This window comes from Leptospira jelokensis (assembly GCF_004769635.1).
Lineage (GTDB): Bacteria > Spirochaetota > Leptospiria > Leptospirales > Leptospiraceae > Leptospira_A > Leptospira_A jelokensis.
Genome location: NZ_RQGH01000009.1, coordinates 186,517 through 209,707, shown reverse-complemented (window position 1 = coordinate 209,707; position 23,191 = coordinate 186,517). Strand labels below are relative to the sequence as shown.

General features: G+C 40.0%; 21 protein-coding genes and 1 pseudogene. 7 read left to right on the top strand and 15 right to left on the bottom strand.

Going from position 1 to position 23,191, the window contains the following annotated elements; genetic code table 11:
• Window positions 1–12: 12 nt before the first annotated feature.
• From EHQ62_RS18835 to ispH, 7 genes and pseudogenes are all read right to left on the bottom strand, one after another.
• Window positions 13–549, bottom strand: a pseudogene (locus EHQ62_RS18835) (PAS domain-containing protein); the annotation flags it as partial.
• 808 nt (window positions 550–1,357) lie between these two features.
• Window positions 1,358–3,550: a chemotaxis protein CheA gene (locus EHQ62_RS04105; RefSeq protein ID WP_135640951.1), complete on the bottom strand. Its 2,193-nt coding sequence runs from the start codon at window positions 3,548–3,550 to the stop codon at window positions 1,358–1,360.
• Window positions 3,550–3,921 carry an STAS domain-containing protein gene (locus tag EHQ62_RS04100; RefSeq protein ID WP_135640950.1) on the bottom strand — a complete coding sequence of 124 codons (372 nt, stop codon included), beginning with the start codon at window positions 3,919–3,921 and terminating at the stop codon, window positions 3,550–3,552. The genes EHQ62_RS04105 and EHQ62_RS04100 overlap by 1 nt, the downstream gene beginning before the upstream one ends.
• Window positions 3,922–3,924: 3 nt before the next feature.
• Entirely contained in the window at window positions 3,925–4,290 is a 366-nt protein-coding gene (locus tag EHQ62_RS04095; RefSeq protein ID WP_135640949.1) for a response regulator, read from the bottom strand.
• 12 nt (window positions 4,291–4,302) lie between these two features.
• A complete protein-coding gene (locus EHQ62_RS04090) occupies window positions 4,303–5,583 on the bottom strand; it encodes an ATP-binding response regulator (RefSeq protein WP_135640948.1) in 1,281 nt (426 codons plus the stop codon).
• 48 nt (window positions 5,584–5,631) lie between these two features.
• Window positions 5,632–7,254 (bottom strand): sensor histidine kinase, encoded by a 1,623-nt coding sequence (locus EHQ62_RS04085; RefSeq protein ID WP_135640947.1) that lies wholly within the window; start codon window positions 7,252–7,254, stop codon window positions 5,632–5,634.
• Window position 7,255: 1 nt separating this feature from the next.
• On the bottom strand, window positions 7,256–8,203 hold the full coding sequence (ispH, locus tag EHQ62_RS04080) for a 4-hydroxy-3-methylbut-2-enyl diphosphate reductase (RefSeq protein ID WP_135640946.1): 948 nt from the start codon (window positions 8,201–8,203) through the stop codon (window positions 7,256–7,258).
• Between the two features lie 240 nt (window positions 8,204–8,443).
• Between ispH and EHQ62_RS04075 the strand changes: the two genes are divergently transcribed.
• The 3 genes from EHQ62_RS04075 to EHQ62_RS04065 all read left to right on the top strand — a co-directional run bounded on the left by EHQ62_RS04075 (window position 8,444) and on the right by EHQ62_RS04065 (window position 12,160).
• Window positions 8,444–9,292 carry a flagellin N-terminal helical domain-containing protein gene (locus EHQ62_RS04075; protein ID WP_002974229.1) on the top strand — a complete coding sequence of 283 codons (849 nt, stop codon included), beginning with the start codon at window positions 8,444–8,446 and terminating at the stop codon, window positions 9,290–9,292.
• Between the two features lie 231 nt (window positions 9,293–9,523).
• Window positions 9,524–10,756, top strand: a complete 1,233-nt coding sequence (gene ilvA, locus EHQ62_RS04070) for a threonine ammonia-lyase (protein WP_135640945.1) — start codon at window positions 9,524–9,526, stop codon at window positions 10,754–10,756.
• A gap of 438 nt (window positions 10,757–11,194) precedes the next feature.
• On the top strand, window positions 11,195–12,160 hold the full coding sequence (locus EHQ62_RS04065) for an Lcl domain-containing protein (protein WP_244241625.1): 966 nt from the start codon (window positions 11,195–11,197) through the stop codon (window positions 12,158–12,160).
• An 81-nt stretch (window positions 12,161–12,241) separates the two neighbouring features.
• On the opposite strand, the gene metW is transcribed toward EHQ62_RS04065, so the two are convergent.
• Genes metW through EHQ62_RS04050 form a run of 3 tightly spaced genes read right to left on the bottom strand, consistent with a single transcriptional unit; the run spans window position 12,242 to window position 15,305 of the window.
• Window positions 12,242–12,859 carry a methionine biosynthesis protein MetW gene (gene metW / locus EHQ62_RS04060; RefSeq protein WP_135640943.1) on the bottom strand — a complete coding sequence of 206 codons (618 nt, stop codon included), beginning with the start codon at window positions 12,857–12,859 and terminating at the stop codon, window positions 12,242–12,244.
• Window positions 12,856–13,992 carry a homoserine O-acetyltransferase MetX gene (metX, locus tag EHQ62_RS04055; protein WP_135640942.1) on the bottom strand — a complete coding sequence of 379 codons (1,137 nt, stop codon included), beginning with the start codon at window positions 13,990–13,992 and terminating at the stop codon, window positions 12,856–12,858. Before metX ends, metW begins: the two co-directional genes overlap by 4 nt.
• Window positions 13,993–14,000: 8 nt before the next feature.
• On the bottom strand, window positions 14,001–15,305 hold the full coding sequence (locus EHQ62_RS04050) for an O-acetylhomoserine aminocarboxypropyltransferase/cysteine synthase family protein (protein ID WP_135640941.1): 1,305 nt from the start codon (window positions 15,303–15,305) through the stop codon (window positions 14,001–14,003).
• A gap of 205 nt (window positions 15,306–15,510) precedes the next feature.
• Here EHQ62_RS04050 and EHQ62_RS04045 point away from each other — a divergent pair, with 205 nt between their 5' ends.
• Window positions 15,511–17,058: a hypothetical protein gene (locus EHQ62_RS04045; RefSeq protein ID WP_425269522.1), complete on the top strand. Its 1,548-nt coding sequence runs from the start codon at window positions 15,511–15,513 to the stop codon at window positions 17,056–17,058.
• On the opposite strand, the gene EHQ62_RS04040 is transcribed toward EHQ62_RS04045, so the two are convergent.
• The 4 genes from EHQ62_RS04040 to EHQ62_RS04025 form a co-directional block, all read right to left on the bottom strand.
• Entirely contained in the window at window positions 17,048–17,764 is a 717-nt protein-coding gene (locus tag EHQ62_RS04040; RefSeq protein WP_135640940.1) for an RsmE family RNA methyltransferase, read from the bottom strand. The genes EHQ62_RS04045 and EHQ62_RS04040 overlap by 11 nt on opposite strands.
• A 3-nt stretch (window positions 17,765–17,767) precedes the next feature.
• The gene (locus EHQ62_RS04035) at window positions 17,768–18,205 is read right to left on the bottom strand and encodes a hypothetical protein (protein ID WP_244241623.1); all 438 of its coding nucleotides are present in this window, start codon (window positions 18,203–18,205) and stop codon (window positions 17,768–17,770) included.
• An 87-nt stretch (window positions 18,206–18,292) separates the two neighbouring features.
• Window positions 18,293–19,126 carry a flagellar-coiling protein FcpB gene (gene fcpB, locus EHQ62_RS04030; RefSeq protein ID WP_135636408.1) on the bottom strand — a complete coding sequence of 278 codons (834 nt, stop codon included), beginning with the start codon at window positions 19,124–19,126 and terminating at the stop codon, window positions 18,293–18,295.
• Between the two features lie 122 nt (window positions 19,127–19,248).
• Window positions 19,249–20,535 carry an AAA family ATPase gene (locus EHQ62_RS04025; RefSeq protein ID WP_135640939.1) on the bottom strand — a complete coding sequence of 429 codons (1,287 nt, stop codon included), beginning with the start codon at window positions 20,533–20,535 and terminating at the stop codon, window positions 19,249–19,251.
• A 50-nt stretch (window positions 20,536–20,585) separates the two neighbouring features.
• Here EHQ62_RS04025 and fliN point away from each other — a divergent pair, with 50 nt between their 5' ends.
• The 3 genes from fliN (at window position 20,586) to EHQ62_RS04010 (ending at window position 22,253) form a co-directional block, all read left to right on the top strand.
• Complete coding sequence (fliN, locus tag EHQ62_RS04020) at window positions 20,586–21,104, top strand: flagellar motor switch protein FliN (protein ID WP_135640938.1); 519 nt, start codon at window positions 20,586–20,588, stop codon at window positions 21,102–21,104.
• Between the two features lie 35 nt (window positions 21,105–21,139).
• Window positions 21,140–21,595, top strand: a complete 456-nt coding sequence (locus tag EHQ62_RS04015) for a GNAT family N-acetyltransferase (RefSeq protein ID WP_135640995.1) — start codon at window positions 21,140–21,142, stop codon at window positions 21,593–21,595.
• Between the two features lie 190 nt (window positions 21,596–21,785).
• On the top strand, window positions 21,786–22,253 hold the full coding sequence (locus tag EHQ62_RS04010) for an RNHCP domain-containing protein (protein ID WP_208720615.1): 468 nt from the start codon (window positions 21,786–21,788) through the stop codon (window positions 22,251–22,253).
• Window positions 22,254–22,270: 17 nt separating this feature from the next.
• Here the strand turns inward: EHQ62_RS04010 and EHQ62_RS04005 are convergent, their stop codons facing one another.
• Complete coding sequence (locus EHQ62_RS04005; protein ID WP_015675774.1) at window positions 22,271–23,191, bottom strand: SPFH domain-containing protein; 921 nt, start codon at window positions 23,189–23,191, stop codon at window positions 22,271–22,273.

Here is a 23,191-nt window from a genome sequence, read left to right as displayed (position 1 = left end):
AATTTGTTTTTTATTTTCAGTAATATCCGTTGCAAATTTCATCACCTTTATCGGAACACCATTGGCATCAAGGATTGGTGTGTAGGTTGCTTGTAACCAAACTTCCTTTCCATTTTTTCCAATTCGTTTGTATTCGGCCGTTTGGAATTCTCCTCGATTTAAACTTACCCAAAATTGGCGATACTCTTCCGAATTTGCTTCTTTTGATTCCACAAACATACGGTGGTGTTGTCCCTTGATCTCTGCCAAACTATAACCCATAAGAGTTAAAAAGTTTTCGTTTGCAGTGAGAATGGTTCCATCCATCTTAAATTCAATCATGGCTTGCGATCTGTCAACAGCTCTTGCTTGCGCATTACTTTCTGTTACATCAGCCCATTCAACAACACTTCCCAATCGTTCCCCTTTATCAGTTAAAATTGGATTGGCGATCAAGTTGAATTCTCGATTCCCGATGATGATACTTGTTTTGTGTTCAGAGGTAAAGGTTCCAAGTAATTTCCTTTGGTGGCTTGGATCTTTGTGGTAGGAATCGATATTACTACCCATTAAATTTTTTAAAGAAAAGTTCCTGATTTGTTTTTGGATGTCTGATTCAGAATTCGAAAACATCTTATGAATGGATTTATTCATATAAACAACATCTAAATTTAAATCTGAAATCATAACATTTGTAGAAACACTATCAAGGGCAGTTCGGATTTGGATCGCTTCTTTTAAGGGTTTGCTGATTTGTTTGATGAGAAACAGCAGGAATGCAAACGAAACCAGTAAAAATATTCCACTTCCAATATAGATGGTGGTAGAATCCTCTGGTTTTTCGCCGAGTTTGGTTTCGATCTCCTGCAAACTGTTGATAAAAACTAATTTTTGGAAGTCCTCCAAATGACTGGAATAATTTTTCCATTGTGTCGAAATTTCCGGATTCAGGGATACTTGTTGTTTTTTGTTTTTTAGGGATTCAATTGAATTGATTTGGTTGGAAACGGAATTTAGATAACCATCCTTCTCTTTTGCAACAACATGGAATTTTGAGATTTCGGTTTCTTTTGTAAATATTTTGGAAACCTGCTCAAAGGATTGGTTCAGTTTATCAATATCATACTTTGTTTTCGCGATTAAGGTATCATCGGCTCCATTGGAATGGGTGATGGTTGTTATCGATTCTTGGATGGACATACTCGATTTTAACAGGTGAGAAAGGGAATCGAGTTTCTTTGTCCTTTCTTCAACGTTTAAAGGTAGTGTCTCCTTTGTGGAGAACAGCCCTGCACTGTAAACACTTACCCAGACCGTGAACAAAAATCCGATGAAAAAATACCCGACTAGTTTTGTGTTTGTATTCACTGACTTCATATCAACCTCTACGACTTACTAATTTCTGATTTTCAATACTGATGGTTCTCTCAAACAATGAGGGAACATCTATGATGAGGGCAACATTCCCGTCACCGAGGATACTCGATCCACTGACACCTTTTACATGTCGGAAGACAGAACCCATGGGTTTGATCACGGTTTGGTACTCACCTAACAACCTTTCCACAACGATTCCTGCTTTTTTTTCTCCATTGCGTACGATCACAATATTTTCTCTTATTCCTTCCGAATTCGTTTCACAAGGATAATAGTCCTTTAACCGAAGGAATGGAATCAAATTCCCTCGGAGTGCAAAAAATTGGTTTTGGTTTTCTTTTTCTTCCTCAGAGAAATGCAAACATTCCAGGACCATTTCCATAGGGATGATGAAATGGCTTTTTCCAACAGCTACGAGGAATCCTTCAATGATCGCGAGAGTCAAAGGTAATCTCAAAATAAATCGACTCCCGTGGTTTGGATTTGATTTAACCGTGATCGTTCCACGTAAGGCTTCAATGTTTTTGTAGACCACATCTAACCCAACACCTCTGCCCGAAACATTTGTGATTTTTTGAGCCGTAGAAAATCCTGGTTGGAAAAGGAGTTTGTAGACCTCTTCGTCTGAGTCTGGTATTGGTCCTGACACTAAACCTTTTTCAATTCCTTTTTGCCAAACCTTCTCTTTGGAAATTCCATTCCCATCATCTGAAACTTCGATCACAACGCTACCAGCCTCGTGATAGGCATTCAGTTTGATGGTACCTTGTTTGGGTTTGCCATTTTGCATACGAACTTCCGCTGTTTCCAATCCATGGTCACATGCATTCCTAACCAAATGGGTGAGGGGATCACTTAATTTTTCTACAATGTTTCGATCCAGTTCAGTTTCATTTCCTTCGGTAACGAGGCGAATGTCCTTTTCCAATTCTTTGCTTAGGTCACGGACAATCCTCGTATACTTTTGGAAGCTATCTCCAATTGGAACCATTCGCAATTTTAAAGATATTTCTCTTACTTCATTGAGAAGCCTCATCACGAGTAAGGATGATTCTTGTAAATTCGAATCTTCCGTTTCACCGATGAGTTGGTTCATATTTGCACATGAGACAACTAATTCCCCAACACGATTGATGAGGTTGTCAATGCGTTTGGAATCCACTTTGATGGTAATAGATTTTGTATTTTCTTTGTTTGCATCAAAACTGTTCTGTTCACTGCCTGTTGTTTCAGTGAACCTTTCTGTGGCAGTTGTGGAAGTGATTGAACTTGTCGATTGTACTTGGAAACCCGTTTTTCTGGATTTGATTTCTTCTAAATAATCTAAAAATCCTTTTTCATCTAATACTTGGATTTCCTTCCACACATTTCCTAAATAAATTTCTTCTTCCGGAAGTTGGTTTGCCAAATCAACAAGGTCTGTTGTTAGAAAACCAGGTGGGTAGATATGCAAAAAACTATCATTCTCAATAAAATTAAATACCTTACTAACAGTTTCCAAATCCTTATCTGATTGGAATTGGATTTCAAATCCTAAATAACAATTTTCCGGATTAAATTCATGTCCGTCGGGCAAAAATTGATCGATGGTCTTTAAGGAAATGATGGTTCCTATTTTTTTTAAGTATCCAATGAAGGAAATAGGATCAAGTCCGTGGGAAAAAACATTGAGATTGGGCCGAAAGGAGATTAAGTAATTGGGAAAACCAATTTTGTTTTCCCGTGTTTCCATTTGGCTTGAACCTGTGAACCCTTGGTTTTGTATATCCCCTTTGCCAATGAGGGTTTCCTTTTTTTCATCTCCACTTGGTTGCAAAAAAGGTTTCATTGCATCGAGGATTGTTTGTCCAAAAACAATTTTGTCCGAAGGGATTTTTCCTTTTGTTTCTTCGGAAACTAAAAAATTCAAATGGTCTTTTGCTTTTAACAAAAGTTCGGTGAAGATAGGCTGGAAATCGATGGCATGGGAACGTAATTCGTCTAATAGATTTTCCACAACATGGGTAAAAGATACAGTCGATTCGAAGCCAAACATACCGGCTGTTCCTTTGATGGTATGTACGGCTCGAAAGATGGCATTTAGATCTTCGTCCGAAGGAAGAGAAGACTCTGTCCGGAGTAGGATCGTTTCCATGTCTCGTAAAAGTTCCTCAGATTCAACGAGGTAGGCATCTATGACTTCCGTTAAATCCATTACGAAACTTTCCTTGTTCCATACCGAAACTCAACTTCATGAGAGTGTTCTTTTTTTACTTTGATACGGTCTCCGAAAAATGAGACAAGCCCAAGTAAGTCAAAACTTTTGAGCACTGCCAAGGAATGATTGGTTAGTTCCAAACTTTGGTGTTTTTTTAAAGTTTGTGTTTTTAAGTAAATGAGAAGTTGGATCCCTGCAGAGTCGATCCTTTCAATTCCATTCAAATTGAGTTTTATTTTTTTGCCATTTACGTTTTCCCAATGTTTCGATTGTTCATACCATTCTTTGATAAATGGAACGGTAAGATAACCTGACCAAACAATGATTACTTCCGCATTTGTGTTTTGAATGGATTGGTTTGGTTCCATTGTTTATGGTAATAACTTCGTGATGGTATCCAGTAGTTCTTCTGGAGAAAATGGTTTGGTGAGCCATGCCTTGGCACCAGCATCCATTCCTTGTTGTTTTTTCTCAGGTTGTGATTCCGTAGTCAACATGATGATGGGAGTGAATTTGAATTTGGCATTCTCTTTTACTTTTTTGATAAAACTAATTCCATCCATATTCGGCATGTTCATATCCGAAACGATGAGATCCACTGGACTTACTTCTAATTGTTTTAATCCTTCTAAACCATCGCCAGCTTCAATCAGATCAAAGTTGGCATTCTTAAGATGGACAGAGATAATCTTTCGAAATACAGCTGAATCATCGATTATTAAGATTTTTCTATTCATTTTGTTTCCTTTTTATGTTTGAATTGGGAGAAAAATTTCTGCAATCACACAGTTTGCTTTTGTTTCCGTGGTGTGATCAATTGCATTTCTGATAAAAAACATTCCATTGTGTTTTTGTAAGATAAAGTCTACCATGGTGAGTCCAAGACCTAAGCTAAATTTTTCTTTATGGTGGAAACTCTCAACAGGAGGGTGGATGCGGTAAAATGGTTCTACTAATTTTTTTTCTGAATGCAAAAGTTGTTTTGCATACTCATCTTCAATCAAATTATTTTTAGCGGACAAACAAAAGTAACCATCTACAAAGGTTACAAAGATATCAAAATTAGAATTTGTTTTTGAATATTTCAAACCATTTGTAAAAATTTCATGAACCACAGTTTTTATCGATTCTAATTCAAGCTCTAAACTAACGGTTTGTTTTACAACTGGTAGGTTCACTTTGATTTGTTTTGCTTCCATTTCAGTTTGAAAGTCTTTTGCAATTTCTGGTAAGAGGGATAATAATTGGTTACTTGATACTTTTTGTAAAACAAATTTGGATTGAATGACATCGACCGCTAAATCAAGACCTTTTAACATGGTTTTGTTGTGGTCTTGGTTTTCGGTGAGTAATTCCCAATACTCTTTTTGGATGAGATAATTTCCATTTTCTTCTTTTTTGATTTTATCGATTGTATCAATCAGAGTTGTCATTGCACCAAGGCCAGATCCTTGCATCATTGTCGTTTTTAAGTTTAATATCGAGTTGAGTTCTGCATTGACTTCAGTGGTTTTTCTATGTGACTCTTTGTAATTCAGCCATTCCAACTGGCTTTTGAGTTCCTTTGCTTCTTCGTCGATGAGAAGGGCTTCCATTCTTTTTAAGTAGACGTATTCTAAAGCCTTTTCCAAACGATCGGCCACAATTTCTACGTGCAGAGGTTTGATTAAATAATCATACACTCCCAATTTCATGATCTCAATGATTTCTTCTGTTTGGTCGATGGCAGTTTGGACAATAAACACTGCATTCGGTTCCACCTGACTCTGTTCGGCGATGAAGGTTTTGCCGTCTATGACTGGCATCATTAGGTCTACCAAATAAAGACTGTACTGTTTTTGTTTCGCCATTTTTAAGGCGATGTCTCCATTCTCCGCAACTTCCGACGGAACCCCAATTCGTTTGCAAATTCCTTCTAATAGAACTTGGTTTTCCCGTTTATCCTCAATGATAAGAATTGGTTCTTTAGGCCTACGGCTCAGGTCTACCTTAGGGGAAAGTGTTTGATTGGGATTTGTTGGTTCCACCATATAGAATATCGGAAATCATAATCCCTATTTCTATATGGTTCAATACCTTTATTTTCGAATTTCAGGTAATATGAGCGTAAATGTGGAACCTTCTCCAGATTTGGAGGATAGTTCAATCGTTCCCCCAAGTTTCTCTGCCAATCCTTGCGAGATGGAGAGTCCAAGCCCTGTTCCTTCAATTTTTCCATCATCATTAAGTCTCGTAAAACTATGAAAAATGCGGTTTTGGTCCCCATCAGGGATTCCTGGGCCAAAATCTTTTACCTTGAATAAAAGATTAGAATCATTCCATTCGCAGTGGAATTCAATCAAGTTGTGAACGGAATACTTGATGGCATTTGAAAGTAAGTTCAAAAGGATTTGTTGGATTTTACCACTGTCTGAAGAGATGGAGTTTGACTGTATGGGTGGATAAAATCGAATTTCCATTCGTTTGGCATCTGCTTGGGGTTGGATTAGTTCTAGAGTTTGCCTGCAAACATCTTCTGGTTTGAACTCTGTGATTTTAAGTTCAATTTGTCCGGATTCGATCCTCATCAACTGTAAGATCTCATTGATCATTTTTAGTAGTCTTGTTCCACCAGAATAGATGTAATTTAGATATTCCTTTCCCGTCAGGTCTTCCTCAGGAAGTTGGATGAGTTTCGAAAAACCAATGATCGAATTCAATGGAGTGCGCAATTCATGGCTCACATGAGCTAAAAATTCCGTTTTTGCTTTATACGCGCGTTCCAATTCTTCTTTGGTTCGGCTTAGATCTAACGTTCGTTCTAAGATTAGAGATTCTAAACTGGATTTGTAACGATTGAGTTCGGTTAAGTCTTTATCCCTTTGCACAAACAATCCCATCCAACGACTGACAGTTTGGAAGATGAGTAGGTTGTCATGGTGGATGACAAAATTGGGTGTGTGTTTTTGGAATCCCATGATTCCTAAAAATTGATTCTCAAAGTGAACAGGAATCCAAAGCATTGTTTCCACTTTTGATTCTTCAAAGTACCATTTTTCTCTGGGTAATGCTTTTTCCTTCTGTAAATAAATGAGTTTTCCGTTTTTTAATTTGTGAAGCCAACGACTAATCCCTTCCTGTTTCCAATTCAAATTTTGGAATTTGGAAGACAAAAGGGGAAACTCCGTTGATTTACGTTCGTTGACCCAAATATCAAATGATTCCGTAACATCCGAGCCAATGTGTTTTAAGAAAAAAATGGAATCCATTTCAGTAAAGTAGAGGAGTTGGTAAAGGGCTTGGGGTAAACTTTCTCGGATGGATGGTTTTTGGATGAGGATTTGAATGGAAGAGGCAACTCCCAATTCAAATCGAAGCCTCCACGCAATTTCTTCTTCTTGTTTTTGTTTGATTGTGATGTCTCGAACAAAAAACTTTGTGTATTGTTTTTTTGGATCACCCTTTGTATTTTCAAAAGTTCCAAAGGAAGTTTTTAATATCTTTCCATCAACTTTATAGATGATTTCTGTTTCAAAGTTGTTTGATTGAATTTTATTTTTTAGAAAAAAACGAATTTCAAACTCAGTGGCTAATTTGGTGAAAATAGAGTTTTGAAATAAAATCTCATAGGTCTTTGTTTGCGAATCGATACATAAAATCGCTGTCCCTGAATCATTTCCTTCTAACGAAGCTTGGAAGAGGGACAACGGGTCGTGTATCATACTAATACTGTTTTAAAAGTTCTTTCGGAAGTTTGAAACTCATGTTGTCTTCACGGCTTTCTGGAAATAAGGACACTTTTGCATTTGGAAAATGTTTGAGAATTTCTTCCACAATTTCATCGACGAGAACTTGAGGGCTCGACGCACCAGCTGTGATTCCTAAGATTTTAATTCCGGAATCAGTAATGTGTTTTGGATCTACATCTTCTTTTTTTGAGATTTGGAAACTGGCAGGTCTTGTTTTTTTAGCCAATTGGCAAAGACGAACGGAATTAGAAGAATTTTCTGCTCCGATCACAAGCATCGCATCCACAGATTCTAACATCTTTTGTACGGCATCTTGTCTTTCTGTAGTCGCATAACAAATATCATCTTTTTGAGGGTGTTCCACATAGGGAAATACCTCTTCGATTTTTTTAACAATATTTTTTGTATCTTCCACAGAGAGTGTGGTTTGCATTAGGTAAGTTAGGGGTTTTTCGTTTGTGATTTTATTTTGTAAGGCTTCTACATCTTCCGGTGATTCCACCAAATGCATATTTGCTTCCCCCATGGTTCCAATGGCTTCGTCATGGCCTTTGTGACCAATGTAGATGATTTGGTGGGTGTCTTTGATATTACGCGCTTTTTTATGGACTCGTGTGACGAGAGGGCAGGTGGCATCACCAATTTTCATTTTGCGTTCTGTGGCTTCTTTTACCACTTCTGGGGAAACACCATGTGCCGAGAAAACTACCGTGGCACCATCTGGAACTTCATTCAGTTCACTGATGAAACGGATTCCCTTTTTTTTCATTTCCTCAACCACTCTTTGGTTATGAACGATTTCTTTTCGAACATAAAGAGGAGTCTCTGGGTTTTCTTGGAATGCCGTCTCCACATAGGAGATCGCGTATTTCACTCCAGCACAAAATCCTCGGGGGTTCGCTAAATAAATTGTCTCTAACACGTGAAAATGCCTGCCTTTTCCATTCGTCCAATTCCATAGAATTCCTAGGACATATTTTAGAAAAGGGGAAGTTCTCTTTTTATTCAAATTTTATTTCAATTTCCCTATTATCCTCCCTACCAGAATGACCGATCCTTATCTTGAAAGGGCCAAGGATGGCCTCTTCGAAAATTCATCAATTTCTTGGGTTCAAGGTGAAAACTTTGAGCGGTGAGAGAACGGATTCAAGGAGGAACCCGGATGATTATCAACCACAACGTAAGTGCGATCTTTGCACACAGAACTTTGAAGTCTAACGACGCGAACCTGAGCAAAGATATCGAAAAGTTGTCTTCTGGTATGCGTATTAACAAAGCCGGAGATGACGCATCTGGACTTGCAGTGTCTGAGAAAATGAGAACTCAGATTGCTGGTCTTCGACGTGCAGAACAGAATACTGAAGATGGTATGTCCCTCATTCAAACGGCGGAAGGATATCTTCAAGAAACACACGAAATCGTTCAACGCGTTCGTGTACTCGCGGTGCAAGCTGCGAACGGTATCTACTCGGAAGAAGATAGACAACAAATCCAAGTCGAGGTTTCACAGCTAGTGGACGAGATCGATCGTATTGCTTCTCAAGCAGAATTCAACAAAATGAAACTGCTTACAGGAGCGTTTGCTCGTCTCAACCCAACTGCTAGTATGTGGTTCCATATTGGAGCTAACATGCACCAAAGAGAGCGCGTGTACATTGAAACAATGAACACTGCGGCATTGGGATTAAGAAACCCTACGGTTCTTACTTTCATCTCTCTTTCGACTGCAGGGAAAGCAAACTCCGTGATCGGACTTTGTGATGATGCCCTAAGAGTGATCTCTAAACAAAGAGCTGACCTTGGTGCTTATTACAACCGTATGGAGCATGCTGCGAAAGGACTTATGAATGCTTATGAAAACACACAAGCTTCTGAGTCTCGTATCCGTGATACTGACATGGCTGAACAAATGACCAGCTTCACGAGATACCAAATCTTAACTCAGGCTGCTACATCAATGCTTGCGCAAGCAAACATGAAGTCTCAGTCAGTGATGAGATTGCTCCAGTAATAGGATAAGAGAAACCATTGGTAGGGCAGGGTGGTTGGGGCCCTTCCTCTGGTTTCTCGATTTTCTTCTTTCGATTATAACTACCTTCCCTTCACCCTTTCCATCTCGGTTTCACACCATTTCTAAAAGCAAAATGAAACAATACAATTGGGTTTTAGAATTGATTCGTTCCCAGATAAATGTTTTGTCTGAAATCCAATCCTATCCCAATTATGGTTACAAGTTTCCCATATGAAATTAGAAATCGATTCCGCTTACGAAATTTTAAAACCCATCATCAATCAAACTCCCTTACAGTTCCATTCCCGATTGTCTGATTTGTATCAGGCAAAAATTTACCTCAAAAGGGAAGACTTACAAGTTGTTCGCTCCTATAAAATAAGAGGAGCTTACAATATGATCCAAAGTTTACCAATAGAGGATCGAAAAAAAGGAGTGGTTTGTGCGAGTGCAGGTAATCACGCACAAGGAGTGGCATACTCTTGCCACTTACTTAAAATTTTTGGAGTGATTTATATGCCCGAAGTCACTCCCAAACAAAAAATCAACCAAGTCCGCATGTTTGGCGGTGAGTACATAGAGATTAAACTTTTGGGTGATACCTTTGACGAATGCCAAAAAGAAGCCATTTCTTATGCAAAAGAGAAATCCATGTCCTTCATTCCTCCATTCGACCATCCTAAAATTATGGAAGGCCAGGGAACGGTTGGAAAAGAAATTTTAAGTGAATTGAAAGGTATCGACTTTTTATTTTTACCCATTGGAGGTGGTGGTTTAGGGGCTGGAGTGGGAACCTACTTCAAAAATCATTCTCCAAAAACAAAAATCATTGGAGCGGAACCGCTAGGTGCTCCCTCACTGAAGGAAGCAATGTCGTTAGGTAAATCCGTGGTTCTTGAGAAAATTGATAAGTTTGTGGATGGGGCCGCTGTTAAAAAAGTAGGGGATTTAACCTTTCCCATTTGCCAATCAGTATTAAATGATCTAACACTCGTTCCAGAAGGAAAAGTATGTACAACGATTTTAGATTTGTACAATCTGGATGCCATTGTGAGTGAACCAGCAGGGGCACTTAGTATCGCAGCTTTAGATGGTTATAGGGAATTAATTCGGGACCAAACAGTAGTTTGTATTCTCAGTGGAGGCAATAACGACATTGATCGAATGCAAGAGATCAAAGAACGATCCTTACTCTATGAAGGTCTTAAACAATATTTTATTGTGCGATTTGCTCAAAAACCTGGGGCATTAAAACAATTTGTCAATGAAATCTTAGGACCAAATGATGATATCGTCCGATTTGAATTCATCCAAAAACATAACAAAGAATCAGGGCCTGCTCTGATAGGGATAGAACTCAAATCAAAACATGATTTTCAGTCATTACTTGCTCGTATGAAAGAATTTCATTTGAACTTTACCGTAATCAACCAAGATGAAAATTTATTTGAATATTTAATTTAAAGTAATTTGGAAATGAAATTAAAGTTGGACCATTGATTCTTTTTTCGATGCTTAGATCAGAATTATTGCGAATTTCCTAAAGGAAATTGGAAATCAAACGATACTTGTAATGATCCCATTGATCGCCGTACAGCTAAGAAACCCGGAGTGATTGCCGGGTTTTTTGTGCAAACATGAACTTATTTTCAAAATTCCTTTTGGTTTTCCAGTTTTAGTTGATCAAATCGGTGTTATGTGATAGATCGGTAGCATTGGGAGGCGGGTGGATTACCCCACCCAGTTCGAATAGGGCGGGGAAAGTATACCTTACTTGTCCTCCCACTCATCCAATATTTCCCTACAAGTTTTCCCTAAAGCACCAAAATCCTTTCTCATCACACGTTTAATAAATTATTGAAGGTGAGAAGGGTAACTTATTATAAAGAATTTATGCGACCAATGAAGTTTTCTCTGCATTCATTCTTTGCAATTTGTTTGCCTTTCTTTTTATTCCAATGTGAGCCAGATTGGAAACGAAATTCTGGAGATCCTTTTACGAAGGAGTATTGGGAAAATCGACTCTTGGAAAATGACATCGTTGCTTACCCAAGGTATTTTCTCGTAGAAGGAAGGGTGACAGGCCTCTACCAAAGCCCTTTGACAATCCGTTCTTCAACGGATGGAACAACTGTTACACTTCCAGAGAATGGCAGTTTTTCTATGTTCCTCTACGGTTCACCCAAGTACTTTCAGATCGAGTTTCCAGGCCAACCTACAGAAGTCCATTGCCAAGTGACAAGCCGTGGGGCTTGGGACGGATTCAAAATATTTGATCTACAGATCACATGTCCATTTGCAAAAACGGTTGTGAGTAGCAAAACCATTTTATGGGACAGGTGTACGTTCGGGTCCACATGGAACCCTTTTGGTAACAAAAATGGTGATGGTTTTGGAGACTGTTCCATCGGTGCTGCTTTGTCCCTTCGATTTTGTTCAGCAGAGGATGGGTATGATGCTTCGACAAATCCAAACGCATGTAACACTGGCAGTAATGCTCTACCGGTTGCAAAAGGAGCAGTATACGAATCCTGTGTCAGCCACAACCAATCGAAGGTCTACCAAAGAGAAAACTGGCGGATCCCCTTGTTTAATGAAATGTTCTCTGTCATTCGGTGTAGCGACACAAATACGGGAGTCATCACCGGAGAAGACGGTTGTTCTGCCGTTGGAGATGCAACCAAATATCCAGGTGCCACTGCGGATCCAATTTTATTTCCGAATGCAGTAGCAGACCATTACTGGGGCCCTCATACGTTTCCTGCGAATGGGGATGTGCAGGTGACTACCGTCAATTTTGGTCCAGGCAATGAAGCCTATATCGACAAAGACATCCCAGGATACGTACGTTGTGTTTCCGATTTATAACAATCGCAGATGCCTACAAAGGTTAAAAACAAAATCCTAAGATTTAGAGTTTCCGTATTTCAGATGGTCTATCGGAACAGGTTATGCTCTGATGACAAACAAGGCAAGAGTCGCAAATACATTTGGAAATAATTTGATTTGTCTTGTCCGATTGAAAAATGCTTTGTGTAAAATTTTAATTCGTTCAAATTCACAGAAGTCTTCAAAATCTTTTCCAGACAAATAATGTAAGTTAGGAGTGTCATACCAATGGAATGGCATAAGGTCAGTCACTGGCGTTTTGCCACTGAGTAAGATGGAGGTCCTGATTTGCCAATGAGAAAAATTGGGAAATACGATGATCACCTGTTTGCCAATTCGCAAACATTCCTTTATGATATCCCCTGGGTTTAAGGTTTGTTGGATGGTTTGGTTTAAAATCACGAAATCAAAACTATGATCTAAATGGTGTTTCAATCCATCATCAATATCACCATGGTGGACATATAAACTTTTTTTAACACATTGGATGATACATTTATCATCTTTTTCAATTCCTTGTACTCGAACTCCTTTGTTTTTTAAAATCAACATGAGTTCGCCATACCCGCAACCCAAATCCAAAACTCGTTCGCCAGGTTTGATGAGGTTGGCAATATAGGAGATATCGGGTCTATTTTTTAAATCCAAACCAAGTGTTTCGTTTGTATGGATGTTCAAAAGAAACCTCCATCTTCTGTTGCACTTAAAAAATCTCTCAAAATTGAATCTTGTTCTTCGCTTGGTAATAAAAAACTATCATGGCCGGCAGGGTTATTCAATTCAATAAAACTCACGGGCACTGCATTCACTTCCAAAGATTTTACAATTTCTTCCGATTGGTAAGGGGGATACAACCAGTCCGAAGTGTAGGCAATCACTAGAAAACGGCACCTAACTTTAGCTAAAACTTTGGTAAGCTCTTTCCCTGTACCCAAACTAAAATGATCGAGGGCTTTTGTTACATATATATATGAGTTAGCATCAAATCGATCCACAAAGGATTCCCCTTGGTAAATCAAATAACTGCCAACAGCAAAGTCTGTGGACTGGATATTACCTTTGGGTGGTTTACGACCAAATTTCTCTCGCATCATTTCATCACTTAGGTATGTGATGTGCCCCATCATACGGGCAAGTGCCAAACCTTTGGCCGGTCGTTTGTCTTGGGTATACAAACCTTGGTTCCAATTGGGATCGGAAAGGATGGCTTGCCTTCCCACTTCGTTGAAAGCAATCTGTTGCGCAGAGTGTTCGGAAGAAGAAGCCATCACAATACAATTTTTCAATCGATCGGGATAAGCAACTGACCACTGTAAGGCTTGCATCCCACCCATCGAACCACCCGCTACGGCAAATAGTTTATGGATTCCAAAATGACGGATTAGTTTTTCTTGTGCATTCACCATGTCTCCAATCGAAACAAAAGGGAATGTTGATTGGAATGCTTTCCCGGTTTTGCCATTGGTACTCAAAGGGCCACTTGAACCTTTGCAACCACCTATGACATTCGAAGAAATGATAAAGTATCGATTGGTATCAAACGCTTTTCCTGGGCCAATGTAATAATCCCACCAACCAGGGCGTTTGTCCCCTTCGTGGAAACCTGCCGCATGGGCATCTCCAGAAAGAGCATGGCAAACCAAAATGGCATTGTCTTTTTTTTCGTTGAGAGTGCCGTAAGTTTCGTAGGCAATCTCAAGAGGAGTGATGGTTTCACCCCCCTCAAGCGTCAAAGAGTCAAATGTAATTATCTTTGTCTGTACGACACCTACGGATCCGTGAAAAAATTCATTTGTTTCGGAGGTAGGCATAGTCTTTATCAGATATTTTTTAAAGCCTCTTCTAAGTCTACAAGAATGTCATCCAAGTTTTCCAATCCCACACTGAGACGGACAAATCCAGGAGTCACCCCAGCTGAAATTTGTTCCTCACTCGTTAATTGTTGGTGGGTTGTGGAAGCCGGATGGATCGCAAGTGATTTCGCATCACCGATGTTAGCAAGCAAACTAAAGAGTTCGAGTCCATCAATGAACTTCTTTGCTTTCTCCACTCCACCTTTGATTTCAAAACCGACTATGGCACCAAAGAGACCTCGCTCATGGTATTTTTTCGCAGTCGCATAGTTTTTATCAGTAGGAAGCCCAGGGTAATTGACCCATTCTACCTTTGGATGTTTTTGCAAAAATTCAGCTACCTTCAATGCGTTATGGGAATGCCTTTCCATTCGAAGAGGGAGTGTTTCCACTCCTTGTAAAATTTGCCATGCGTTGAACGGAGAAATCGCAGGGCCTAAGTCACGTAAGCCTTGCACCCTAGCTTTTAGGATAAAGGCAATATTCACTCCACCAAATGGCTCAAACTTTCCAAACACTTCCCAGAACTTAAGTCCATGGTATGATGGATCTGGTTCTGTAAAATTTTTAAATTTTCCATTCCCCCAATTGAAACTTCCACCATCAATGATGATTCCACCAATCGATGTTCCATGGCCGCCCAAAAATTTGGTTAAGGAATGCACAACAATGTCTGCACCGTGTTTCAAAGGATTCACTAAGTAAGGAGATGGCATTGTGTTATCAATCACAAGTGGAACTCCTACTTCTTTGGCAACCTTACTCACCGCCGCAATATCCAAAGTGTCAAGTTTTGGATTTCCGAGAGTCTCTGCATAAAAAGCACGGGTTTTGTCATTGGATGCTTTTTTAAAATTTTCAGGGTTGGAAGGATCCACAAAATGAACTTTGATCCCTAATTTTGGAAAAGTATAATGGAGTAGGTTGTAAGTTCCGCCATATAACGAAGAGGATGCGACAATTTCTTGTCCTGCTTCTACAATATTGAGAAGGGCTAACGTTTCCGCACTTTGTCCGGATGCAGTTGCAAGTGCTGCAACTCCTCCCTCAAGTGCTGCCACACGTTTTTCTAAAACATCAGTGGTTGGATTCATTAGCCTTGTATAGATATTTCCAAACTCTTGCAGCCCAAATAACCTTGCCGCATGGTCGGTATCTTTGAAAACATAGGATGTCGTTTGGTAAAGAGGCACGGCACGAGATGTGGTAGTTGGATCTGGCTCTTGGCCTCCGTGGAGTGCGATGGTTTCTGGTTTGTATTGGCGTGGCATAGATTCCCCCGATGGTATCGCCTAATATCCGATGGCTTTCTCATTTGTCAATAAAATCTCCAATAAAATAGAATTAATTTCTGTTTTATTGGATGACTTGTTTCGAAGATTATTTCTTATTTTCAAGGGAAAACCTTACGATAATGAACGTATCGTGGGCTCATCTCGTCAGCAATTCTGCCTTACATTCATTTTTTTCTGCCTTGTGACTCAAATCGAGGCACAAGTTTGGGTTCCAACAGGTACTGAATCGAGACGATCTTCTGCGTTACAGTTTGATGCTGGTGGTTCCAGTTTCCAAAAAGACTATTACGGGTACATTTCCCCCAATTTTACGTACAACCATGGAACTCAGTTTGGGTATTCTTTCTCTCTTCCCATCAATGTGCTTGCCGTTGACAAAGAACCCATCCAATTGGAAAGTAAGGCCGGTAAAATCCGTGAAATGGATTATAATAGTCGTAACGACTATGCCCGTGTCCTCAATTATATTTCCTATGGAACCTATAACCAACAAGTTCCAGGAAAGGTTACATATTCAGCTTACACAGGTAAGATGGTCGATGGTTACATTGGCCATGGAACAATCGTAAACAAATACCAAAGTTCTTCCCGTTTTGATGCATATAACCCAGGGGTGATGGCTGACTTAAACACAGATTATGGTGGGGTCCAATACTTTGCCAACTCTGTTGTCAATTTCGAAGTGAATGCCGCAAGGGTGTATCTCAAACCTCTTGCCATTGGTCGATCCCTTTATGCTTTGTTTGATAAATCTTCTGATTTGGTCTACTTGATGAACCTTCGGGGCAATGTTTTAGATGAATCAGGTCGTCTAAGTGTGGAAGAAGAAGCTGGAGCCGAAGAGATCCAAAAGAAAAAAGCAGAAGAACTTCGTAAAAAAGAAATTCGACCAGTGAGCAAAGATTCCAGGATGGAACTTGTTGACAATGACCCATGGTACAATCGTTTGACGATTGGTTATACGCAAGCCTGGGATAGACAGGCTCCCGTACAAATGGCATACAACACAAATGGTTCTCCCGTTACGGAAAAAAAATTAGACAACCCCAAAACAACCGAAGTCACACGAGCATCCATTGAAGGGATGGACATCGAATACCGACTCTTAAACCTACCATTTGTTGAATTCACTCCTTATGTTGATTTTAACAAAATCAAAGGTTTGGACGGCGCCCAAGGTGCCCACTATGGGAGTATCTTCCGATTGGGAACAAAAGACCTAAACGTGATTTTGAAACCTGAATTTAGGCAAATGACAGCAAATTATGCTCCCATGTACTTTGATAGTTTTTATGAAGTGGAACGGTTCCAAAAATTTCCTGTATCAGCACCAATCCGCCCAAAATATGATTATTTAGATAACCAATCCAATGCAAAGGTTACTGGGTATTACCATACCATTTATATCAACTTTTACCATTTGGGATTTGAATTTGCATTAGAAGATTATGGAATCAAAGGGAATAAACGGGTGTTTGCTGCTGCTTATATTCCACTTGGTTCCTCTTTTCTCATGTCCTTCTATTATACAAAAAAAGGTTTTGATTCACAAGGGAAAGCCTTTGAGCTCGATAACAATACGCAAGCCGCTGCTGAAATTTCAAAGGCGTTTGGTCCGATTGTGTTAAGACTTCAAAACTACCGAAAGTATTACTTAGATGCAAGTGAAAAGTCGTTCCTTAGTATCGATGAAATTCGATTCCTAGTTTCTGGTGGAATTAGTTTCTAAACAAAAAATATAGCAGTGAGGAAAATGCAAACTCAGTCCTTAGGTTGATATTTCCTAAACTGATTTTCGTAAAACTCTGACCCTTAAAAAATAAATGGTCAGATTCCTTCCAACCGGATTCTGGTCCAAACACAAAGAGTGTGTCTTTGTTTGCAGAAGGACTTTGGGGAAACTTTTGCATTTCACAACTTCCTTCACGGTCCAAAATGTGGACAGATCCCATCCAAGATGTTAAAAATTGTTTCCAGTTTTCTTTTTGTCGCATGTGGACTGAGGGCAAGTGGTCATTTCCCGTTTGGCTAAGCCCCGTAAACAGCAAATCCTTCCAATCTTTTGTGTATACAGGTGAGGTCCAGTATTCCTTGTTTTTGGTTTCCGTGGCAAAGAAATGGAGGGAAGTGAGCCCATAAGCACCTGCTAGGTGGAGGATCTTTTTGGCAGTTTGTGGTCTTGGGAGGGAAAACATACAATGGATGGTAAGTGGTTCCAATACCCTTGGTAGGGTTTCCACTTCTTCCAAAACGGTTTTGTTGTTTGAGATCATTGTGATTTGGTACCGAAAATTCCCAAGCCCAGGCACCACAACTAACACGGAATCATTGGTTTTCTTTTTTAAGATCGAAACAATGTGATCGTGGCGTAAACCCGCTACTTGCGCGGTTCTTTCGGAAGAGATTTCCGAGGCTTCGACGACAATCCAGTTCAAACTTTAAATCTCAAAACCAGGTGATTTTGGTTCTTCAGGTGATTGGTTTTCTCCGTCGTTTGGGGAAACTGGCATTCTTTCCTCTGGCGGTACAAAATCAAATGGAGTGTTGCCAAAATTTGGTTCTCCTTCGATTTCGGGTGCGGAATGGGAAGGTGTGGGTATTGGATCTTTTACCATTGACCACTTCCAGAGGTAGAGAAAAAAAATCGAAAAAAGTAGGATTGGGATCCAAGGGACTTGTTTTTTACGATTCCCTTGTTTGGATTTTAGATAGTCAATGGGAGCATACAGAAGATCTACCATTAGATCTTTATAATTTTGAAATGTTGGTTTGAATTGAAAAGAGGGGATCTCTGGATTGTTTTTTCCAAAACCGATTTCGGTTTCTATTTCCGGATCAAAGGTAAAACGGTGAGAGCAAACGGGACATTGTACCAAAATGGTTCCCTGGGTATCAGGGAACCGTAACATCGTGGAACAATTCGGACATTGTTTTACGTGATTCAATTAAGAACCTGTATGTTCTTAGTATTTCAAAGAACCTTTCAATGCTTCTACGTTTTTCTTATAATGTTTGTTTGAATCACGATCATTATAATCAAAGATTTTTGTGAATAATTTATCAAAATAATCTAAGTTTTTGAAGTAGAATTGTTTTTTGAAATTGTTTCGAATTGGGTTCGACTTTGTGTTTTCAACATTTGCTAAAATGTATTTTCCAACACCTTTTTCAGAAGGAGTTTCTGGAGTTCCCCAAACTGGGTAGTCATCATGTTGGTAGAAGAGTTCAATTTTATCATTGTGTGCAGGGTCACCGTTCGGAGCCACATCCGCAATGACAGAGATGATTTTATCTTCTAAAAGAAAGTTGTTTTGGTAAATGTAAGTTCTTACTTTTGTTAAGTTACGTGGTTGTTCTTTTCTTGGATCTGGGTCTGCATTATTTGCACCTTCATAGAAAAGTTCCATTTTCTTGAATTTTGCACCCAAGTTTCTGGAAGACTTTCCATCTTCGCTTCCAACGAAATCAAACACCTCAAGATGCAAACAAGTGTTATCTTGTGCTTCTTGTTTGTCTGCGGCTTCACAACGTTCACCATCAGCACTTGGTTTTCCTTTGTAGAGAACCGTTTTATGCGGAAGTGTACGAACTTTCATTTTGAATAAAACTGTGTGAAGGCGAAGGCGTTTGTTCACTTCAGAAATATTGTCATCAAGTTCTTTTTCGGTGTCTGCCATCGACTTACCTGATTGCGAAGGATCAATTCCAGCAGAAGTAGAACCTGTTTCTGAGCTACCAGTTTGAGCGAAAACCCCAATGCTAAGTAGTAAAATGGGGAGAATTAATTTTATTTTCATGTCCGAATCATCCTAAAAGGTTAATTTGAGGATACCAAGGAACGTCCCATGGGCGTAAACAAATATCCTGTATTCAGTATCGGTAAAATCCTTAAGAAGATTGAAGCCGAATCTCTCTCTTTTTAGTGTTTCCATCCAAAATCTGGAAAGGAATCCAAATAAAATTCGATGGGGGGGGCCGTCAACTGTTCCAATTGAGACCAATGTTTTGTGATCCACCGGCGTTCCACATAGTCACAATAGTCCTTCAAATTCCGCCCAGAGGCACTGGAAAGTAGGTCCGCAAGCCTTTCCCTATCCTTTTGCTGTAGTTGTTTGGCATACCCTTCCAAAATTTTGGCTCTTTCCTCCCGATTGGGCAGGGGGAATCGGATTTTTCGGTCAAAACGGGAGAGAAGGGCCGAATCCAGGTCGTCTTTTCGGTTTGTGGCTCCAATGGTAATCGTCCCTGTTTTTTCCGCAAATCCATCAAGTTTTCGCAGTAGAACGCTTAGGAGGTTCCTTGTTGCTTCAAAGAGTCCATCTTCTCGTGAAGTGGCAAGTGAGTCGATTTCATCTAAAAATAACATACATTTGGGAAAGAGGGCTGCTGCATCAAAGACCATAGCTAGGTTTTGCGAAGATTCACCGTAATACTTACTCAAGATGGACTCGATGGGAACATAGACCATCGGAACCCCACAGAGATGAGAAACAATTTTAGCCATACTTGTTTTCCCAACTCCGGGTTCTCCTTCGAAAAGAACCGCTCGTGGAAGGTTTCCTGTTGGTTTTTGGCGGGTGAGTTTGGTAATTTCTAAAAATGGTTCAGGGCGGCGCAGTGGGAATACCAAACTTTCTAGGATTTGTTCTTTGACAGCATCGTAACCAAAAACGGAATCAAACCCAAGTTCATTCCCTTTCGCTTTTTCTAAAATGGGATCATACACCTCCACACCGAGTGGTTCCAAAATGCTCTTTGGGTCTTTTGTTGTCCCACCTTCTAAAGTCAAAAACTGGAATAAATGGAGTGTGGTTTGAACTTCTTTAGTGGAAAAATCGCCTAATTTCGAACATTCTACTTTTAAGTCTGATTTAAAGGAAAATCGAATCCGAAACCGTGAGGATAAATTTTTTTGTGGTTCGAATAGATTTTCACCTAAAGATTGTAAGCTGAGGTATCCTTCTTCAAAATTATAAATCCGAAAATTTTCGATGTAATTCCGAACAATGCCGAGGCAATCTAAGATTTTCTCTTTTCCGACTGCATTTTGCCGGAACCGAAAGATGGTTTCCTCCTTTTCTTGGACAAATTGGTAGTTTGCTTGTTTGAGTTCTGTGGCAAAGAGCTCCTTGGCCTTAAAAAAATCCAGTTGGGAAGGGGAATTGGACATAAAGAACAAAATAGGGAAGATTGTCTTTTTTTTCAAGGAAGGATTTTGATTTCCTCCGACGAATACATTGTAGAGGATGTAGGAATATGGGTGAAGGTTCACTATCACAAGAAGATATAGACGCGCTACTCGGTGGTTTTAGCGGCGGAAGCACTCCTGCGGGTGGTGGTTCTGGCGGAGGTGGTGGCGGTCTTGATGACCTCGACGCACTCGTGGGAGGGGGAGGTGGTGACGACAATGGCCCATCCTTTGCTGACATTGCGGCAGCACTCGGACCAAGTGCCACACCAACACCTACAAGAGCCCAGGCCAAATCCCAGTCAAGCTCCGGGAATAATACAGCAAATCTCAATCTTTTACTCGATGTTACCTTACAACTCACCATTGAACTCGGAAGGACCACCATGTTCATCAAAGATGTTTTGCAACTCACAGAGGGGACTGTTGTAGAACTTGATAAAAACATTGGGGAAGAGTTAGATATTTTAGCAAATGGCAAACTCGTTGGCCGTGGCAAACTCATTGTGTTAGATGATTATTATGGAGTCCAAATCACCCAAATTGTGGATCCAATGGAAAGACTTGGTGGACCAGCCTTTTTGTAAGGAATCCATTTTATTTTTTGATAAGGCAATACTGTTTGGAAAGCATTGGAAACGAATACACAATCGAAAGGATCACAAATCCTTCTTTGTCCTTACAGGAAGACCTTTGGCACCGATTGCATGAATACAGTATTTCTAAATTAGGCGACAAAAATCTAGAATCCAAAGAATTTTTTGCCATTCTTGTGAAAGAAGGGGACACACTTGTTGCGGCCTCCCTTTGTTATTTGTTTTTTAAAGGTTTGAACCTGCAACTCCTTTGGGTTGCGGAAGGAAAACGAGGCCAAGACCTGGGGACAAAATTACTCAAACAAATCGAATCGGAAGCACTAGGATTAGGGGCAACACTTGTTTTTGGGTATTCCTTTGGTTTCCAAGCCCCAAAGTTCTACACCAAACTCGGGTATGAAGAGGTTGGAAAAATCCCAAACTACCCAGAGGGTCAAAACTGTTATTTCCTTTGTAAAAAATTAACTAACAATTCTCCTTGACCAAACATTCTTACGTTTTCCCATTGTCATTATGTTAACTCTAGCCATTGTGTAGACCGCCAAAACGGTGAACTTGTTTTGGATACCCCGCCTAAATTTAATTAGGAGGCGGCTATCTTCGCACAGGCGGTCTATCTCCCATTCATCCACTGTTTTGGTTCCTTTTTTTGTTTTGCCGCAAAAACTAGGTATGTCACGTAACAATGACCAAACGAATTTTCAAAAAATCTCTAAAAAACAACGTTTTGATGACGAAGACGAAGAATCCCATGTACCTTCTTTCAAACGTAAGTCACACCGTTACCGTTCCGATACGGATGAGTTCCGTTGTGTGGAATGCAAACAAATGGTTTACCCTCCAGGTTTTGGAACTGACCAAAGGAACCATTGTCCCAATTGCCTCACAAGCCTTCATTTGGACAATACTCCAGGTGACAGGGCCGCAACATGTGGGAGTAAAATGGAAGCGATTTCGATATGGGTACGAAAAGGGGAATGGGTGATTTTGCATCGTTGTAAAGGGTGTGGGGTCATCCATGCCAATCGGATTGGACCCGATGATAATGAAGCATTACTGCTTTCTTTGGCTGCCCAAGCGATGGCAAAACCAAGTTTTCGATTGTTTGCAGAAAATCCGGTGGGAGATCCACCGGATTAAGGAAGTGATAGGAACGTTTATGCTTTTGGCTTTTTGGCTTCTGTTAGGTTGGCAATGAGAGTCGGAAGGTTCATCACATCAGCTGGGATGAGAATCTCCGTACTTTCTTTTGCAACATGTAAGAAGTTTTGGATAAAGGCTTTTGTGATTTGCAGTTTGATTGCAGAAGCTCCACCTTGGTCGGAGATTGCACCAGCAATGGCTTCAATCCCTTTAGCAGTCGCAACAGCGAGTGCTTCGATCTCAGTTGCTTTTCCTTCTGCCGAGTTGATCCTCCTTTGTTTTTCCCCTTCCGATTTGTTGACAGCTTCTTCTTTGAAACCAAGGGAACGGTTGATCCTTGCATCCCTTTCCCCTTCTGATAAAAGGACTTGGGACCTTTTGGCAATTTGAGCCTTTTTTTCTTTTTCCATGGCGTCTAACACGGATTTAGGTGGAACGATATTTAATATTTCATATCGATTCACTTTGATGCCCCAAGGTTCGGATGCTTGGTCAATGGCCGCAACGATCGTTGAGTTGATTAAATCCTTTTCTCCAATGGTTTTGTCTAGTTCCATCGTTCCAATCACGGATCGCATCGTCGTTTGGGCTAGTTGGATGGCTGCAAATTGAAAGTCTTCAATTCCATAAGATGCACGAACTGGATCGATGATTTTTAAATAAATCACCCCATCCACCTTCACCTGTACGTTATCATGTGTGATACAGATTTGAGGTTGGACATCGATGGATTGTTCCTTTAGGGTGTGGTAGTACGCATCTCGGTCTATGAACGGGATTAGGATGTGAAAACCGGCACGCAGTGACCGAGAATACTTTCCAAGCCTTTCCACAATGAGTACATCTTGTGCGGGAATGATTCGAATGCACCTGAAGATTTTATAAATCAAATAGATGGCGACAAGGGACCAAAAACCTAAGTATACAAATTCCAT

Excerpts from the sequence above, each read along its gene's own strand:
- EHQ62_RS04105 (WP_135640951.1), bottom strand. The coding sequence starts at position 3,550 with ATGGATTTAACGGAAGTCATAGATGCCTACCTCGTTGAATCTGAGGAA.
- EHQ62_RS04100 (WP_135640950.1), bottom strand. The coding sequence starts at position 3,921 with ATGGAACCAAACCAATCCATTCAAAACACAAATGCGGAAGTAATCATT.
- EHQ62_RS04095 (WP_135640949.1), bottom strand. The coding sequence starts at position 4,290 with ATGAATAGAAAAATCTTAATAATCGATGATTCAGCTGTATTTCGAAAG.
- EHQ62_RS04090 (WP_135640948.1), bottom strand. The coding sequence starts at position 5,583 with ATGGTGGAACCAACAAATCCCAATCAAACACTTTCCCCTAAGGTAGAC.
- EHQ62_RS04085 (WP_135640947.1), bottom strand. The coding sequence starts at position 7,254 with ATGATACACGACCCGTTGTCCCTCTTCCAAGCTTCGTTAGAAGGAAAT.
- EHQ62_RS04075 (WP_002974229.1), top strand. The coding sequence starts at position 8,444 with ATGATTATCAACCACAACGTAAGTGCGATCTTTGCACACAGAACTTTG.
- ilvA (WP_135640945.1), top strand. The coding sequence starts at position 9,524 with ATGAAATTAGAAATCGATTCCGCTTACGAAATTTTAAAACCCATCATC.
- EHQ62_RS04065 (WP_244241625.1), top strand. The coding sequence starts at position 11,195 with ATGAAGTTTTCTCTGCATTCATTCTTTGCAATTTGTTTGCCTTTCTTT.
- metX (WP_135640942.1), bottom strand. The coding sequence starts at position 13,992 with ATGCCTACCTCCGAAACAAATGAATTTTTTCACGGATCCGTAGGTGTC.
- EHQ62_RS04050 (WP_135640941.1), bottom strand. The coding sequence starts at position 15,305 with ATGCCACGCCAATACAAACCAGAAACCATCGCACTCCACGGAGGCCAA.
- fcpB (WP_135636408.1), bottom strand. The coding sequence starts at position 19,126 with ATGAAAATAAAATTAATTCTCCCCATTTTACTACTTAGCATTGGGGTT.
- fliN (WP_135640938.1), top strand. The coding sequence starts at position 20,586 with ATGGGTGAAGGTTCACTATCACAAGAAGATATAGACGCGCTACTCGGT.
- EHQ62_RS04010 (WP_208720615.1), top strand. The coding sequence starts at position 21,786 with ATGTCACGTAACAATGACCAAACGAATTTTCAAAAAATCTCTAAAAAA.
- EHQ62_RS04005 (WP_015675774.1), bottom strand. The coding sequence starts at position 23,191 with ATGGAATTTGTATACTTAGGTTTTTGGTCCCTTGTCGCCATCTATTTG.